This is a genomic window from Micrococcus sp. KRD077, assembly GCF_017168505.1.
GTDB classification, from domain to species: Bacteria; Actinomycetota; Actinomycetes; order Actinomycetales; family Micrococcaceae; genus Micrococcus; species Micrococcus luteus.
Window position 1 is genome coordinate 92934 of the sequence record NZ_JABFAZ010000020.1, and the last position, 14765, is coordinate 107698.

A 14765-nucleotide genomic window follows, 5' to 3' on the forward strand; every position below is an offset into this window, starting at 1 on the left:
CTGGACGGGTCCCCGAACCAGGAGCGTGTGACCCCGTCATGTCCTTCCCGCTGCACCGTCCCCGGCGTCTGCGCCGGTCCGCCGCGATGCGCCGCCTCGCCGCCGAGACGCGCCTGCACCCCGCCGAGCTGATCCTGCCGGCCTTCATCAAGGAGGGCGCCGCCGAGCCCGTGCCGATCGCCTCGATGCCGGGCGTCGTGCAGCACACCGCGGACTCGCTCAAGGCCGCCGCGGCCGAGGCCGCCGAGCTGGGCCTGGGCGGCATCATGCTGTTCGGCGTGCCGACCACGCGCGACGCCGTCGGCAGCGCCGCCCTGGACCCGGACGGCGTCCTGAACCGGGCCATCCGGGACGTGAAGGCGGAGGTGGGGGACGGGCTCGTCGTGATGTCCGACCTGTGCCTGGACGAGTTCACCGACCACGGCCACTGCGGCGTGCTCACCGCCGAGGGCGCCGTGGACAACGACGCGACGCTGGAGATCTACGCCCGGATGGGCGTCGCGCAGGCCGAGGCCGGTGCGGACGTGCTCGGCCCCTCCGGGATGATGGACGGCCAGGTCCGCGTGATCCGGGAGGCCCTCGAGGGCGCCGGCCACCACGAGACCGCGATCCTCGCCTACGCCGCGAAGTACTCCTCGGCGTTCTACGGGCCGTTCCGCGACGCCGTCGACTCCCAGCTCACGGGCGACCGCAAGACCTACCAGATGGACGCCGCCAACCGGAGCGAGGCCCTGCTCGAGGTCGCCCTCGACCTCGAGGAGGGCGCGGACATGGTGATGGTCAAGCCCGCGATGAGCTACCTGGACATCGTGCGCGACGTGGCGGACATGGCGGACGTGCCCGTCTCCGCGTACCAGATCTCGGGGGAGTACGCGATGATCGAGGCCGCCGCCGCGCACGGCTGGATCGACCGGAAGGCCTCGATCGTCGAGTCCGTGCTCTCCATCCGGCGCGCCGGCGCCGACTCCGTGCTCACCTACTGGGCGGCCGAGCTCGGCCGCTGGATGAAGGAGGGGTCCCTGTGACCGCGTCCCAGCCGACCACCAACGCCGCCGCCTTCGCCGCGGCCCAGGCCGTCATCCCCGGCGGCGTCGACTCACCCGTGCGCGCCTTCGGCTCGGTGGGCGGCACGCCCCGGTTCATGGCCGGCGCACGCGGCCCGTACCTGACCGACGTCGAGGGCAACGAGTACGTGGACCTGGTCTGCTCGTGGGGCCCCATGCTGCTGGGCCACCAGCACCCCGAGGTCGTCGAGGCCGTGCACGCCGCCGTGGACCGCGGCCTCGGCTTCGGCACCTCCACGCTGGAGGAGACCGCGCTGGCCGAGCTGATCGCCTCCAAGGTCCCGGTCGAGCGCGTGCGCTTCGTGTCCACCGGCACCGAGGCCACCATGACGGCCCTGCGCCTGGCCCGCGGCGTGACCGGCCGCAACCTGATCGTGAAGTTCGCCGGCTGCTACCACGGCCACTCGGACGGCCTGCTGGCCGCGGCCGGCTCGGGCGTGGCGACCGCCGCCCTGCCCGGCTCCGCGGGCGTCACCGAGGCCGCCGCCTCCGAGACCCTCGTGGTGGACTACAACGACCGCGCCGCCGTCGAGGCCGTGTTCGCCGAGCACGGCGAGCGCATCGCCGCGCTCATCACGGAGGCCGTGCCCTGCAACATGGGCGTCGTGGAGCCCGCCGAGGGCTTCAACGCGTTCCTGCGCGAGATCACCCGCCGCCACGGCGCGCTGCTGATCTGGGACGAGGTGCTCACCGGCTTCCGCGCCACCGCCACGGGCGGCTGGGGCCTGTCCGGACAGCCCGAGGGCTGGACCCCGGACGTCTGGTGCTTCGGCAAGGTGATCGGCGGCGGCATGCCCGCGGCCGCCCTGGGCGGCTCCGCCGAGATCATGGACCACCTGGCCCCGCTCGGCCCCGTGTACCAGGCCGGCACCCTCTCCGGGAATCCGGTGGCCATGGCCGCCGGCCACGCCACGCTCTCCCGCGCCGACGAGGCCGTCTACGCGGCCGTGACGCGCGCCTCGGACGCCGTGCGCGAGGGCCTCGTGGCCGCGCTCGACGCCGAGGGCGTGGACCACTCGATCCAGCGGGCCGGCACCCTGTTCTCCCTGGCGTTCGGCACCTCCGGCACCGGCGTGCGGGACTACCGGGACGCCCAGGGCCAGGAGGTCTTCCGCTACGCCCCGTTCTTCCAGTCGCTGCTGGCCTCCGGCGTGTACCTGCCGCCGTCCGTGTTCGAGGCCTGGTTCGTCTCCGCCGCCCACGACGACGCGGCGGTCACCCGGGTGCTCGACGCGCTGCCGGCCGCGGCGAAGGCGGCCGCGGCGGCGACGCCCCAGGGCTGAGACCCGGGTGCGGGTCGGGGCCGGGCGCTCAGCGCTCGGCCTCGACCGGCCAGTGGCGCGAGACGGTGGCCTGCGGGTCCTTGCGTCGCAGGTACTGCTCGAAGCTCTCCGCCTGCTCGGCCTTCCAGCGGACCTGCCGCTCGTGCAGGTCCACCGGCGCGACGCGCAGCTGCTCGTACCGGGCGGCCAGGGCGTCGGCCACCTGGACGGCGGCGAGGGCGTCCGCCGCGGAGGTGTGCGCGTTCTCCAGGGTCACCCCGTAGTGCTCGGACACCGCGGAGAGCGTGCGCTTGCCCTTGCGGAACCGGTCCACCTGCTTGTCCAGCACGAACGGGTCGATCACGGGGCGGGCCTCGAGCGGCGTCAGCCCGTGGTGGCGCGCCTCCCGGTCCATCACCGTGAAGTCGTACACGCCGTTGAACGCCACCACGGGGATGCCCGCGGCGAACAGGTCCCGCAGGGTCTCGGTGATCTCCGTGACACCCTGCGCGGCGGGCATGCCCTCCGCCTGCGCCCGCTCCGTGGTGACGCCGTGGACCTCGGCCGCCTCGGCCGGGATGGGTACGCCCGGGTCCACGAGCCACTCGGCCGACGACGCGGCGCGGCCCTGCTCGTCCACCATCACCAGGGTGGCGGTCACGATCAGCGCGGTGCGCGGATCACGTCCGGTGGTCTCGAGGTCGAAGCCGGCGCGGATGCTCTCATGCCAAGTCACGCGCCTCACGCTACCCGGACCGGCGGACACGACAGGATGGGGTCGTGACCGATCACCCTGTGCTCCCCGGCGCCCGCCACCGCGACGACGGACCGCTCACCCTCGGCGAGGGGCTCGAGGCGCTCGCCCGTCTGGTCCCGCCCGGACACGCCGTCAGCTACGGGGGGCTGGCCGGCCTGCTGGGGGTCGGCGGCCCCCGGCAGGCCGGTCGGGCGATGGCCGAATCGAGCCCCGGCACGCCCTGGTGGCGGGTGGTCCGGGCCGACGGCTCGCTGCCTCCGGAGCTGGCCGCGCGGGCCGCCGTCGAGCACGAGCGGGAGGCCACGCCCCGCACCCCGGCCGGGCGCGTGGACCTGCCCCGGGCCCGCTGGGAACCCGACGACGGCGCCGCGCGGGCGATCCGTGCGATCGCCGACCGTATCGTGTCCGGGCCCGGTGCGAGGATGAGGCCATGACCAGGGAACACGGGGTGGACCCCTTCGATGACGACGCGGCGGCGCCGGAACGGGCCGCTCGGCTGGTGCGCACGGCCGCCGCGCCCGAGGACCGGATCACGCTCACGGACGAGCAGGAGGCGATCGCCTCGCTCGCCCCCGGGCACAACGCCGTGCTCGTGCTGGGCGCCCCCGGCACGGGGCGCACCACCGTGGCGGTCGAGTACGCGGCCCGCCGGATCGAGGCGGGGCTGGACCCCGAGTCCCTCCTGCTGCTGGCCCCGAGCCGGGATGCGGCGGCGCGGCTGCGTGACGCGCTGACCCGCCGGCTCGCCGCCGCCGGTCGGGGCACCCGCGCCGTCACCCCCGTGCGGACCTGGTCCTCCTACGCGTTCGACCTGCTGCGCCGTGCCCGCGTCACGGGACCGCTGAGGCATCTGGAGGTCGCCCCCCGGCTGCTCACCGGTGCCGAGCAGGACACGGTGATCGCCGAGCTGCTCGAGGGCTACGCCGCCGGCCTCGCCGCCGCGCCGGACTGGCCGGACGACGTCGCCCCCGCCGTGGAGGCGAGGGGATTCCGCCGTGAGGTCCGCGAGCTCGTGGACCGCATGAGCGAGCTCGGCCTCGAGCCGGGCTGCCTGCAGGAGCTCGGCACCGCCCACGGGCGCCCCGAGTGGGAGGCCGCGGCCGTGCTGCTGCAGGACTACCGGGACCGGATCGACCTGGGCATGGCCGAGGCGTTCGACGCCGCCGGGCTGCTGTCCGCTGCCGTCCGCGTGCTCACCGAGCGGCATCCGGAGGACCCGGAGCGCGACGCCGCGGCGCAGGCGTTCGTGGCGGAGGAGCGGGACCGCCTGGCCGTGCTCGTGGTCGAGGACCTCCACGAGGCCACCCCCGCCGTACACGACCTGCTCAGCGTGCTCGGCCGCGGGCGGGACGTGTTGCTCACCGCGTCACCGGACACCACCGTGGAGGGCTTCCGCGGCGCCCGGCCCGACCTCCTCGCCCGGTACCCCGAGGTCCTCGACCCCGATCCCGTGCCGGGGGCCGCCCCGCCCGCGTCCCCGGACGGACGCGTCCGGGTGCTGACGCGCGGGCACCGCATGCGCGCCGCGGTCCAGGACGCCTACCTCCGCGTGGCCCGCCGGGTCCGCCAGCGCACCGCCGGCGTCGAACGGACCCGCACCGAGACCGTCCCGGCGGACGGCGACGGCGCCGTCCGGGCGCACGTCGTGCCTACCCGCGCCCACGAGGACCAGCTCGTCCTCGAACGGGTGCTGCGGGTCCACCACGAGGACGGGGTGCCCCTGGACCGGATCCTCGTGGTCGCCCGCTCCGGCTCCCGCGTGGCCGCGCTCGCCCGTCACCTGGAGGCCGAGGGCGTCCCCGTGCTGCGGGACGCCGCCGGGCTCGTGCTGAAGGAGGAGCCCGCCGTCGCGCCCCTGCTCACCCTGCTGGACGCGGCGGGGGCGCTCGCGGAGGATCCGGAGGCCCGGGTCGAGGACGTGCTCGACCCGGACGAGGTCGTGGGACTGCTCACCGGCCGGTACGGGATGGCCAGCGCGCTGCACGTGCGGCGGCTGCGCCAGGACCTGCTGGCCGCCGAGCGGGGCCGGGGCGGCCGGCGCACCTCGGACGCGCTGCTCGCCGCGGCCCTCCTGGACCCGAGCCTGGCCGGCCCCGAGCACGAGCGGCACCGCGCCCTGCGCCGCGTCCACTGGATGCTCCGGGACGGCCTGGAGGCCGCCCGCGCCCCCTCGGCCTCGCCCGAGACCGTGCTGTGGGCGCTGTGGTCCGCCTCCGGTCGGGCCGAGCGGTGGCGTTCGCTCGCGCTGCGGCCCGCCGAGCACGCGAACGACCGCCGCGAGTCCCGCCGTGCGGACGCGGATCTCGACGCCGTCGTCGCCCTGTTCAAGGTGGCCGAGCGCTTCGTGGACCAGTTCCCGGGCGCCTCGCCCGAGTCGTTCGCCGTCTACATGGAGTCCCAGGACCTGCCCGTGGACACCCTGGCCCGCCGGGCCGAGTCCGGCGACGCCGTGCACGTGCGCACCCCCGCCGCGGCGGCCGGCCAGGAGTGGGACACGGTGATCGTCGTGGGCCTGCAGGAGGGCGTGTGGCCGAACACCCGGTTGCGCGGCCAGCTGCTCGGCGCCACCGACCTCGTGGACCTCGTGACCCTGCCCGCGGACGCCCCGTGGCCCACGGACCACCGCACCCGGCTGCGCGAGGTCCGCCAGGACGAGCTGCGCATGCTCGCGGCCGCCGTCTCCCGGGCACGGCGCCAGGTGGTCGCCACGGCCGTGCGCTCGCCGGATGAGGGCCCCTCCGACTTCCTCGACCTGGTGGACCCGCCCGAACGGCTGCCCGCCGAGGCGCGCGACGCCGCCGGCGTCCGGCGGCTCACCGCGGTCCCCGACCCGATCACGGCGCCCGCGCTCGTCGGCCGGCTGCGCCGCGTCCTGGAGGCCGGGGACGAGGCGGACGCGGCCGACGGGGCGACACCCCGGGCGGCGGCGGCCGCCGGCCTGGCGGCCCTCGCCGAGGACGGCGTGACCGTCGCGGACCCCCGACGCTGGTGGGGCCTGCTGCCGCTGTCCACCGAGGCCGCGCTCGTCGACCCGGAGCGCGAGGTCGTCGCGCTCTCGCCCTCCCGCGTGGAGACGGCCCTGCGCAATCCGCTGGACTGGGTGCTGTACCACGTCGGCGCGAACGCGGGCGGGACCCTCGCCCAGTCCGTGGGCACGCTCGTGCATTCGGTGGCCGAACACCATCCCGAGGGCGTGCCCGAGGACGTGCGTGCCGAACTGGAGCGCCGCCTGCCCGAACTCGGCCTGCCGGAGGGCTGGATCACGGAGATCGAGCACGACCGGGCCCGCGGCCTGGTGGACGCCTACATCGGCTACTGGAGCATCGCCCGGGCGGCCGGGCGTCGGCCCGTGGCCCAGGAGGTGCGGCTCCTCGCGGACCTGACCTGGGGCGGGACCACCGTCCGGATCACCGGCGTCGTGGACCGGCTCGAGGCGGATGCGCAAGGCCGACCCTTCATCGCCGACCTCAAGACCGGCCGCAGTGCGCCCACCGGCGCGGAGATGGCGCGCCAGCCCCAGCTGGCCGCCTATCAGGTGGCCGTCCGCGCCGGCGGTCTGGAGCAGGTCCGGGACGACCCCGCCACGGACCCCGCCCTGCGCGCCGCGCTCGCCGGCCTGGAGCACCCCACGACACCGGCCGGCGCGGCCCTCGTCCAGCTCGGCGCCGGCACCCAGAAGACCAAGGTGCAGGACCAGCCGGCCCTCGAGGACGAGGACACCTGGGCGCTCGAGCAGGTGTTCACGGCGGCCCGCCGCACCACGGGGCCGCGCTTCCTCGCCCTCCACGAGGCCGGCGCCCGCCGGTGCGCGCTGCCCTCCGTCTGTCCGCTCTGCTCCGAAGGAAGGCAGGTCACCGAATGGCCCCGCTGACCGGCGATCCCGCCGCCCAGACCGATCGTCCGCGCGTCGAGGACGCGGTCCACTCCCCGGAGGACATCGCGGCGCGGCTGCGGCTGCCCCCGCCCACGCAGGAGCAGGCCGAGGTGGTCACCGCCCCGCTCACTCCGCGCCTGGTGCTGGCCGGCGCCGGCTCCGGCAAGACCGCCACCATGGCCGACCGCGTGGTCTGGCTCGTGGCCAACGGGCTCGTGCGCCCGGACGAGGTCCTCGGCGTCACGTTCACCCGGAAGGCGGCCGGTGAGCTCGCCGAGCGGATCAACGGGCGCGTGGACGCCCTGCTGCGCTCCGGCCTCGAGATCCCCGGCTTCGACGGGGAGCCCGAGGACCTGGGCCGCGCCTCGGTGTCCACGTACCACTCCTACGCCGGCGCGCTCGTGCGGGACCACGGTCTGCGGATCGGCGTGGAACCGGAGGCGCGGCTGCTCGGGGGCGCGGACGCCCACCGGCTCATGGGCGCCGTCGTGCGTTCGCATCCGGTGGTCGCGGACACCCTCGGCGTGGCCCCGTCCCGGCTCATCACGCAGGCGTTGCGGCTGGCCGGGGACATGGCCGAGCACCTGGTGACCGCGGACGAGGTGCGCGGGTTCCTCGCCCGGCTGGCCGAGCAGGGGAGCGCCCTGCCGCTGCCCCCGCGCGCCAAGACCCCCTCGAAGGAGATCCAGGAGTTCCTGACCGGCCTGGCGGACCGCGCCCTCATGGCGGACCTCGTGGCCCGCTACGACGAGGTCAAGCGCGAGCAGGACGTGATGGACTTCGGCGACCTGCTGCGCCACGCGGCGCGCATCGCCGTCGAGGTGCCGGCGGCCGGCGAGCAGGAGCGCGCGCGGTTCCCCGTGGTGCTGCTGGACGAGTTCCAGGACACCTCCCACGCCCAGATGCGGATCTTCGCCGGGCTGTTCGGCCCGCGCGGCCCCGAGGACGACGCGCCCGGGTTGGGGCACTGCGTCACCGCGGTGGGTGACCCCCACCAGTCGATCTACGGCTTCCGCGGCGCCTCCGCCGGGCAGCTCTTCGCCTTCCCGCACGCCTTCCCCCGACTGGAGACCGGCCCCGGCGGCGCCCCGCGGCGCGTGAACGCGGACGTCTCGCACCTGACGATCGCGTGGCGCAACGAGGAGTCGATCCTGGCGGTCGCCAACACCGTCGCCGCACCGCTGAACGCCCACGCCGCCGCGACGGGCGGCGCGCCGGTGGAGGTGCGCACCCTGCGGCCCCGGCCGGGCGCGGGGGAGGGCGTCGTCCGGGTGGACCGGTTCGTCACCGCGGAGGAGGAGGCCGCCGACGTCGTCGCCCGCCTCGGCGCCCTCACCGGGTCCGGGCCCGGGGGGACCACCCCGAGCCGCGCCGTCCTGTGCCGCACCCGCGCCCAGTTCGGCCCCGTGCTGGACGCGCTCGACGCCGCCGGCCTGCCCTACGAGGTGCTCGGGCTCTCCGGGCTGCTGGCGCTGCCGGAGGTCGCCGAGGTGCTCGCCGTCCTCCACGTGCTGGCCGACCCCACGCGCAGCGACCAGCTCGTCCGCCTGCTCACCGGCCCGCGCTGGCGCATCGGCGTGGCCGACCTCGAGGTGCTGCAGGAGCGCGCCCGGTTCGTCTCGCGGCTGCGGGCCCGGCGGGCCGGCGGTGGGCGGGAGGACCCCGCCGGGGACGCCCCGGACCCGGCCCGGGACGTGAGCCCCGAGGAGGACGCCGACGCCGCCGCCCTGCTGGAGGCCCTCGACTCCCTGCCCGGGGAGGGGACGGACTGGGTCGGCTCGCGCGGCCGCGGCTTCTCACCCGAGGGCCTGGCCCGACTGAGGGCCGTCAACGCCGAGCTGCGCCGGCTCTCTACGCGCACCGGGGAGGACCCGGCCGACCTCATCGCGGAGGTGATCCGTGAGACGGGGCTGGACGTCGAGGTGGCCCTGCGGCCCGGCGTCTCCGCGGCCGCGGCCCGGCGGCACCTGAACGCGTTCCAGGACGCGGCCCGCGACTTCGGCGCCGGCACCACGGCGACGGACCTGACGGCGTTCCTGGCCTGGACGGAGTCCGTCCTCGAGCACGAGGACGGCCTCGGCGTCGAGAACGCCGAGCCCACCCCCGGCCTGGTCCAGGTGCTCACCGCGCACGCCTCGAAGGGGCTCGAGTGGGACGTCGTCGCGGTCCCCGGCCTGCAGGAGGGCACGTTCCCCTCCACGCGGGCGGACCGCTGGACCAGCCCCCGGGCCGGCGCGCTGCCGTGGCCCCTGCGCGGGGACCGCGCGTCGCTGCCGCAGTGGGACGGCTCGTGGGCGCAGGACCAGCGGGACTGGGTCCAGTCGGCCGGCACCGGATACAGCTCGAAGGCGGCCCAGGAGGGCAACCCGGACCCCTATGCCGTGGCCGTGGCCGCCCACGCCGAGCGCGAGGAGCGGCGCCTGGCCTACGTCGCGTACACGCGCGCGCGATCCGCCCTGTGGCTGAGCACCTCCCTGTTCAAGGGAGTCAACAAGGAGCCCCTGCCGGCCTCGGCCTTCCTCGAGGAGGTGGCCGGTCTGGCGGGGGAGGTGCCCGGGGTCGCGCTCGGCCCCGCCCCGGCCGAGGACGACCTGCCCGAGGCCAACCCCGCCGCGGGCCGGACGCTGGTCGCCCGCTGGCCCTTCGACCCGCTCGACGGCCCGGAGGCCTTCGTCGCCGACCCGGAGGACCCCGAGGACGAGGAACGCTGGCAGCCGCTGCCGCGCCGCTCCCGGGCCCGCCGGCACGGGGTGGAGGCGGCCGCCGCGGCCGTGCACGCCGCGGACCCGGCGGCGCTCGGGGACGACCCGGAGCTGGCCCGCCAGGTGGACTGGGTGCTGGTGCGCCGCCGGGACGTCGCCGGGACGGGCGGGGAGACCGCCCTGCCCGAGCACGTCTCCGTGTCCCTCTACGGCGAGCTCGCCGCCGACCCGCAGGCCGTGGCCGAGCAGCTGCGCCGGCCCCTGCCCCGGCCGCCCGCGCACGCGGCGCGGCGCGGCACGGCGTTCCACGCGTGGCTCGAGGAGCGCTTCGGGGCCACCGGCATGCTGGACATCGACTCGGCCGAGGACGCCGCGGACCTGTGGGTCGACGAGGCCCTCGACCTCGGCCCGATGCAGGAGTGGTTCCGCTCCTCGCGCTGGGCGGAGCGCACCCCGGCCTTCGTCGAGGCCCCGGTCGAGACGACGGTCGGCGGGATCACGCTGCGCGGCCGGGTCGACGCGATCTACCGCTCCGGCGGCGACCCCCGCCTGCCCTTCGACCCCGAGGCCGACTGGGAGCTCGTCGACTGGAAGACCGGCGCCGTGCCGCGGGGCCGCGACCTCGAGCTCAAGTCGCTGCAGCTGGCCGTCTACCGGCTCGCCTGGTCACGGCTGCACGGGATCCCGCTGGAACGGATCGGGGCCAGCTTCGTGTACGTGGCCCACGGGCAGGAGCGCTCCTTCCCGGACCTGCCGGGGGAGGAGGAGCTCGAGCGTCACATCACGGACGCCCTGGCCCGCCGTTGATCGGCCGCACCACCTCGGCGGCGGGCAGCGGGCCCGTCTCCGGGTCCGCGGTCCTCGCGGCCGCGGCCTCCCGGGCGTCCTCCGCCGCATCCCGGGCGTCCTCGGCGGCGTCGGCGGCCGCGTCGGCCTCCGCCTGGCGCGCGGCCGCCTCCTGCGCGGCGCGCACGTCGCCCGCGAGCTCGGCCAGCATGGCCTCCGCCTCGGCGACCATGGCCTCGTCGTGCCGGTCCAGGACCCGCGTGAGCCACTGGGCGAGGGCGAACTCGGCGAGCAGCGCCGCACGGCGCATCAGGTGGGCGTCGCCGTCGTCGGCGGCCCCCGCGTCGGCCCGCCGGGCCGCGTAGGCGTCGAGGACGCGGTCGGCCAGGTCCGGGTCCGTGGCGGCGGCCAGCCAGGCGACGTCGCCGGCGGGGTCGCCCACGTGCAGGTCCGTCCAGCCTGTCACGCCCACCACGCGGCCGCGCTCGAGGAGCAGGTTGTCCTCGTGCAGGTCACCGTGCACGGGCACCGGGGTGAACCGCCACAGGGCCTCCTCCTCCATGGCCTCCTCCCAGCGGCGCAGCAGCAGGGGTGGCACGCGGCCGGAGGTGGCCGCCTGGTCGAGGGCGTGGAGGTGGCGCTGCCGGATCTGCTCCGCCGTGTAGGAGGGCAGGTCCGCGTGGTCCACGACGTCCGAGGGCAGCGTGTGGATCGCGGCCAGCACACGGCCCACGTCCTGCACCGCGGGCTCGCCGAGCCGGGCCAGCTCGTCCAGGGTGACGGGACGCCCGGGCATGTCCTGGTAGACGAAGGTGCGCAGCCCCTCGAGCCGCACCGCGCCCGCCACGGAGGGCGTGCGGAACGGCAGGCCGGCGCGCACCGCCGGGGTCAGGCCCGCCAGCACCTGCAGCTCCGTCTCGAGACGGATGCCCGCCTCCGGGGTGCGGGGCGAGCGGACACGCCACCGCTGGCCCTCACCGTCCACGACGACGGCGGTCGAGAAGTCCGCGGGGTCGTCCGGGCTCGCCTCCACGGAGACGGGGGCGAGGCCAGGGACGGCCGCGGCGGCCAGGGCTGCGAGACGAAGGGGCTGACGATCCACCCCTCCAGCCTAGGCGCGGAACGCCCTCCCCCGTCGCCGGGCGCACCGGAGACGGGTCGCTAGCCTGGACGCATGGCTTCCTGCCCCCCGTCTTCGTCCGACCCCACCGTCGCACCACCCCTGGCCCTGCCGCTGGCCCGCGAGGAGCTGGACCGCGGTGCCGTGGCCCGCCTCGACCCGGGCCACCTGGCGGCGTCCTGGGCGCGCGAGGGGACGGAGGTCCTGTGGCTGCAGGGCGGCCGCGCACCGGTCGCGGACGGCCGGCTCGTCTTCACCGCGCCCTCCGGTCCCGTGCCGGCCGAGGCCGCGTATCTGGGCCGCGGCACCGCGGCGGACCGGGGCCCGCACGGGCGGGAGCGCGAGGTGGTCTCCGTCGCCGTCGAGCCGCCGGCGGCCCTGCCCGAGGACGCGGCCACCGCGCTCGCGGACGCCGTGTGGGTCGGCCTCCGCGACGCGGCCGCCGCCCTCAGCGACGCGGACACCGGGCTGTTCGTGGCCGCCGTCGCGAACGCCAACTGGCACGCCACCCACCGCTTCTGCGCGTTCTGCGGCGGCGTCACGGACGTCGAGGCGGCCGGCTGGGTGCGTCGCTGCCGCGACTGCTCCCGGGAGCAGTTCCCGCGCACGGACCCGGCGGTGATCGTGGCCGTCATCGACCCGGCCGGGCGGATCCTGCTGGGCCGCAACGCGGCGTGGCCCGAGGGGCTGTACTCCTGCCTGGCCGGGTTCGTGGAGCCGGGGGAGTCCCTGGAGCACGCGGTGGTCCGGGAGATCGCGGAGGAGTCCGGGGTCACGGTGACGCAGCCGCGCTACCGCGGCTCCCAGCCGTGGCCGTTCCCGCGCTCGCTCATGCTCGGGTTCACCGCGCTGGCACCGGCCGGCGCCGAGCCGGTTCCGGACGGCGAGGAGATCCTCTCCGTGCGCTGGTTCGAGCGGGAGGAGCTCGCGCGTCTGGCCCGCGAGGGCGACGTCACCCTGCCCGGGGCCGTGTCCATCGCGCGGGCGCTCATCGAGGATTGGTACGGTGGGACGCTGCCCGATGCGCAGACCCTGATCACCTAGGAGGACTCGTCCCGCATGAGCACTCCCGACGAGATCCTCCGCGGCCTCGACCCGGAGCAGCGCCGGGCCGCCACGGCCCTGCACGGGCCCGTCTGCATCCTGGCCGGCGCCGGCACCGGCAAGACCCGCGCCATCACGCACCGCATCGCCTACGGCGTCGCCTCCGGCGTCTTCGACCCGCACCGCACCCTCGCCCTGACCTTCACGGCGCGTGCGGCCGCGGAGATGCGCACCCGCCTGCGCGACCTCGGCGTGGCCGGCGTCCAGGCCCGCACCTTCCACTCCGCTGCCCTGCGCCAGCTGCAGTACTTCTGGCCCCAGGCCGTGGGCGGCCCCATGCCCTCGCTGATCGAGAACAAGGTGCGCCTGCTCACCGAGGTCGCCCAGCGCATGCGGATGACCGTGGACCGGGCCGGACTGCGCGACCTCGCCGGCGAGATCGAATGGGCCAAGGTCTCCCTGCACGCCCCCGAGGGCTACGCCGAGGCCGCGAAGGAGCGGGAGATGCCCGCCGGCTGGACCGCCACCACCGTCGCCCGTCTCTACACCGGCTACGAGGAGGCCAAGACAGCCCGGAACATGATCGACTTCGAGGACGTGCTGCTGATCCTCGTGGGGATCCTGTCCACCGAGCCGCAGATCGCGGCCACGATCCGGGACCAGTACCGCGTGTTCGTGGTGGACGAGTACCAGGACGTCTCGCCGCTGCAGCACCGCCTGCTCGACCTCTGGCTCGGCGACCGCGGCGACCTGTGCGTCGTCGGCGACGCCTCCCAGACGATCTACTCGTTCACGGGCGCGACCTCCCGCTTCCTCACCGACTTCCGTGAGCGGTACCCCGCGGCCACGGTGGTCCGGCTCGTGCGCGACTACCGGTCCAGCCCGCAGATCGTGGAGGCGGCCAACCGCCTGCTGGCGGACCGCACCAAGGCGGGGGAGCGGGACCGCACGATGCCGCGCTGGCCCGACCCCCTCGAGCTCGTCTCCCAGCGGCCGGCCGGCCCCGACCTCGTGTTCGCGGAGTGCACCGACGACGAGGCCGAGGCCGGCTGGGTCGCCGACCGGATCGCGGCGCTGATCGACGACGGCGTGCCCGCCTCCGAGATCGCCGTCCTGTTCCGCACCAACGGCCAGTCCCAGGCCTTCGAGACGGCGCTGTCCTCGGCGGGGATCGGCTACCAGCTGCGCGGCGGCGAGCGGTTCTTCTCCCGGCGCGAGGTGCGCGACGGGATCCTGCAGCTGCGGGCGGCCGCCCGCGCGGCCCAGGACCTGACGGGCGACGACGTCACGGACCGGGTGCGGGACGTGCTCTCCTCGCTCGGCTACTCCGCCGAACCGCCGTCGGCCACCGGCGCGGCCCGTGAACGGTGGGAGTCCCTGCACGCCCTCGTCAACCTCGCCGACCAGCTCGCCACGACGCGCGGGGCCGAGTTCACGCTGACCGAGCTCGTGGCCGAGCTCGACGAGCGGGCCCAGCACCAGCACGCGCCGACGGTGCAGGGCATCACCCTGGCCTCGCTGCACTCGGCCAAGGGCCTCGAGTGGGATGCGGTGTTCCTCGTGGGCCTGTCCGAGGGGCTCATGCCGATCTCCTTCGCGGAGACCCAGGCCGAGGTGGACGAGGAACGGCGCCTGCTCTACGTGGGGATCACGCGTGCCCGCCAGCACCTGTCGCTGACGTGGACGCTCTCGCGGGGCACGGGCGGGCGCTCCACCCGGCGGCCCTCCCGGTTCCTGTGGGCCATCGACCCGACCCTCGGCGGCACCCGCGAGCACGCCCCGGCCCGCGGATCCGCGGCCGGCCCGACGGCGCCGCGGCGCCGGGGTGCGAAGGTCGCCGTGTGCCGCACGTGCGGCAAGCCCCTCGAGACGGGAGCCGAGCGCAAGGTCGGCCGCTGCCTGGACTGCCCCGCCACCTACGACGAGGCGGTGCTCGAGGAGCTGCGCGACTGGCGCACCCGCACGGCCGCCGAGATGCGGATGCCCGCGTTCGTGGTGTTCACGGACGCCACCCTCGTGGCCATCGCCGAGGCCATGCCGAGGACCCCGGCAGAGCTCCTGAAGGTGCCCGGCCTCGGCAAGGCCAAGCTGGAGAAGCACGGACCGGAGCTGCTCGAGCTGCTGCACGGCACCCCGACGGCCTGAGCCGCGGGCCC

9 protein-coding genes are annotated in these 14765 nt (G+C 76.2%); 7 read left to right on the plus strand and 2 right to left on the minus strand.

The features are described 5' to 3' along the window. Positions 1 to 38: 38 nt before the first annotated feature. Together hemB and hemL are read left to right on the plus strand one after the other, a co-directional pair. A complete protein-coding gene (hemB, locus tag J1M39_RS05720) occupies positions 39 to 1025 on the plus strand; it encodes a porphobilinogen synthase (protein ID WP_036314332.1) in 987 nt (328 codons plus the stop codon). After that, positions 1022 to 2347, plus strand: coding sequence for a glutamate-1-semialdehyde 2,1-aminomutase (gene hemL / locus J1M39_RS05725; RefSeq protein WP_036314334.1), 1326 nt, complete (start codon positions 1022 to 1024; stop codon positions 2345 to 2347). The genes hemB and hemL overlap by 4 nt, the downstream gene beginning before the upstream one ends. A gap of 28 nt (positions 2348 to 2375) precedes the next feature. Here hemL and J1M39_RS05730 read toward each other — a convergent pair whose 3' ends face one another. Further along, a complete protein-coding gene (locus tag J1M39_RS05730) occupies positions 2376 to 3062 on the minus strand; it encodes a 3'-5' exonuclease (RefSeq protein ID WP_036314335.1) in 687 nt (228 codons plus the stop codon). 44 nt (positions 3063 to 3106) lie between these two features. Between J1M39_RS05730 and J1M39_RS05735 the strand changes: the two genes are divergently transcribed. From J1M39_RS05735 to J1M39_RS05745, 3 genes are read left to right on the plus strand one after another with little or no spacing between them, the layout of a single operon-like run. Continuing rightward, positions 3107 to 3517: an MGMT family protein gene (locus J1M39_RS05735; RefSeq protein WP_049147288.1), complete on the plus strand. Its 411-nt coding sequence runs from the start codon at positions 3107 to 3109 to the stop codon at positions 3515 to 3517. After that, complete coding sequence (locus tag J1M39_RS05740) at positions 3514 to 6954, plus strand: ATP-dependent helicase (RefSeq protein ID WP_122054450.1); 3441 nt, start codon at positions 3514 to 3516, stop codon at positions 6952 to 6954. The genes J1M39_RS05735 and J1M39_RS05740 overlap by 4 nt, the downstream gene beginning before the upstream one ends. Next, entirely contained in the window at positions 6942 to 10466 is a 3525-nt protein-coding gene (locus tag J1M39_RS05745; RefSeq protein ID WP_122054448.1) for an ATP-dependent helicase, read from the plus strand. The genes J1M39_RS05740 and J1M39_RS05745 overlap by 13 nt, the downstream gene beginning before the upstream one ends. Here the strand turns inward: J1M39_RS05745 and J1M39_RS05750 are convergent. Beyond that, entirely contained in the window at positions 10441 to 11547 is a 1107-nt protein-coding gene (locus J1M39_RS05750) for a phosphotransferase (RefSeq protein ID WP_122054445.1), read from the minus strand. The genes J1M39_RS05745 and J1M39_RS05750 overlap by 26 nt on opposite strands. A 72-nt stretch (positions 11548 to 11619) precedes the next feature. On the opposite strand from J1M39_RS05750, the gene nudC reads away from it, so the two are divergent. Next, positions 11620 to 12609 carry an NAD(+) diphosphatase gene (nudC, locus tag J1M39_RS05755; RefSeq protein WP_078025605.1) on the plus strand — a complete coding sequence of 330 codons (990 nt, stop codon included), beginning with the start codon at positions 11620 to 11622 and terminating at the stop codon, positions 12607 to 12609. Positions 12610 to 12624: 15 nt separating this feature from the next. Further along, positions 12625 to 14754 (plus strand): ATP-dependent DNA helicase UvrD2, encoded by a 2130-nt coding sequence (locus tag J1M39_RS05760; protein WP_078025606.1) that lies wholly within the window; start codon positions 12625 to 12627, stop codon positions 14752 to 14754. Positions 14755 to 14765: the final 11 nt, after the last annotated feature.

Excerpts from the sequence above, each read along its gene's own strand:
- hemB (WP_036314332.1), top strand. The coding sequence starts at position 39 with ATGTCCTTCCCGCTGCACCGTCCCCGGCGTCTGCGCCGGTCCGCCGCG.
- J1M39_RS05740 (WP_122054450.1), top strand. The coding sequence starts at position 3,514 with ATGACCAGGGAACACGGGGTGGACCCCTTCGATGACGACGCGGCGGCG.
- J1M39_RS05745 (WP_122054448.1), top strand. The coding sequence starts at position 6,942 with ATGGCCCCGCTGACCGGCGATCCCGCCGCCCAGACCGATCGTCCGCGC.
- nudC (WP_078025605.1), top strand. The coding sequence starts at position 11,620 with ATGGCTTCCTGCCCCCCGTCTTCGTCCGACCCCACCGTCGCACCACCC.
- J1M39_RS05760 (WP_078025606.1), top strand. The coding sequence starts at position 12,625 with ATGAGCACTCCCGACGAGATCCTCCGCGGCCTCGACCCGGAGCAGCGC.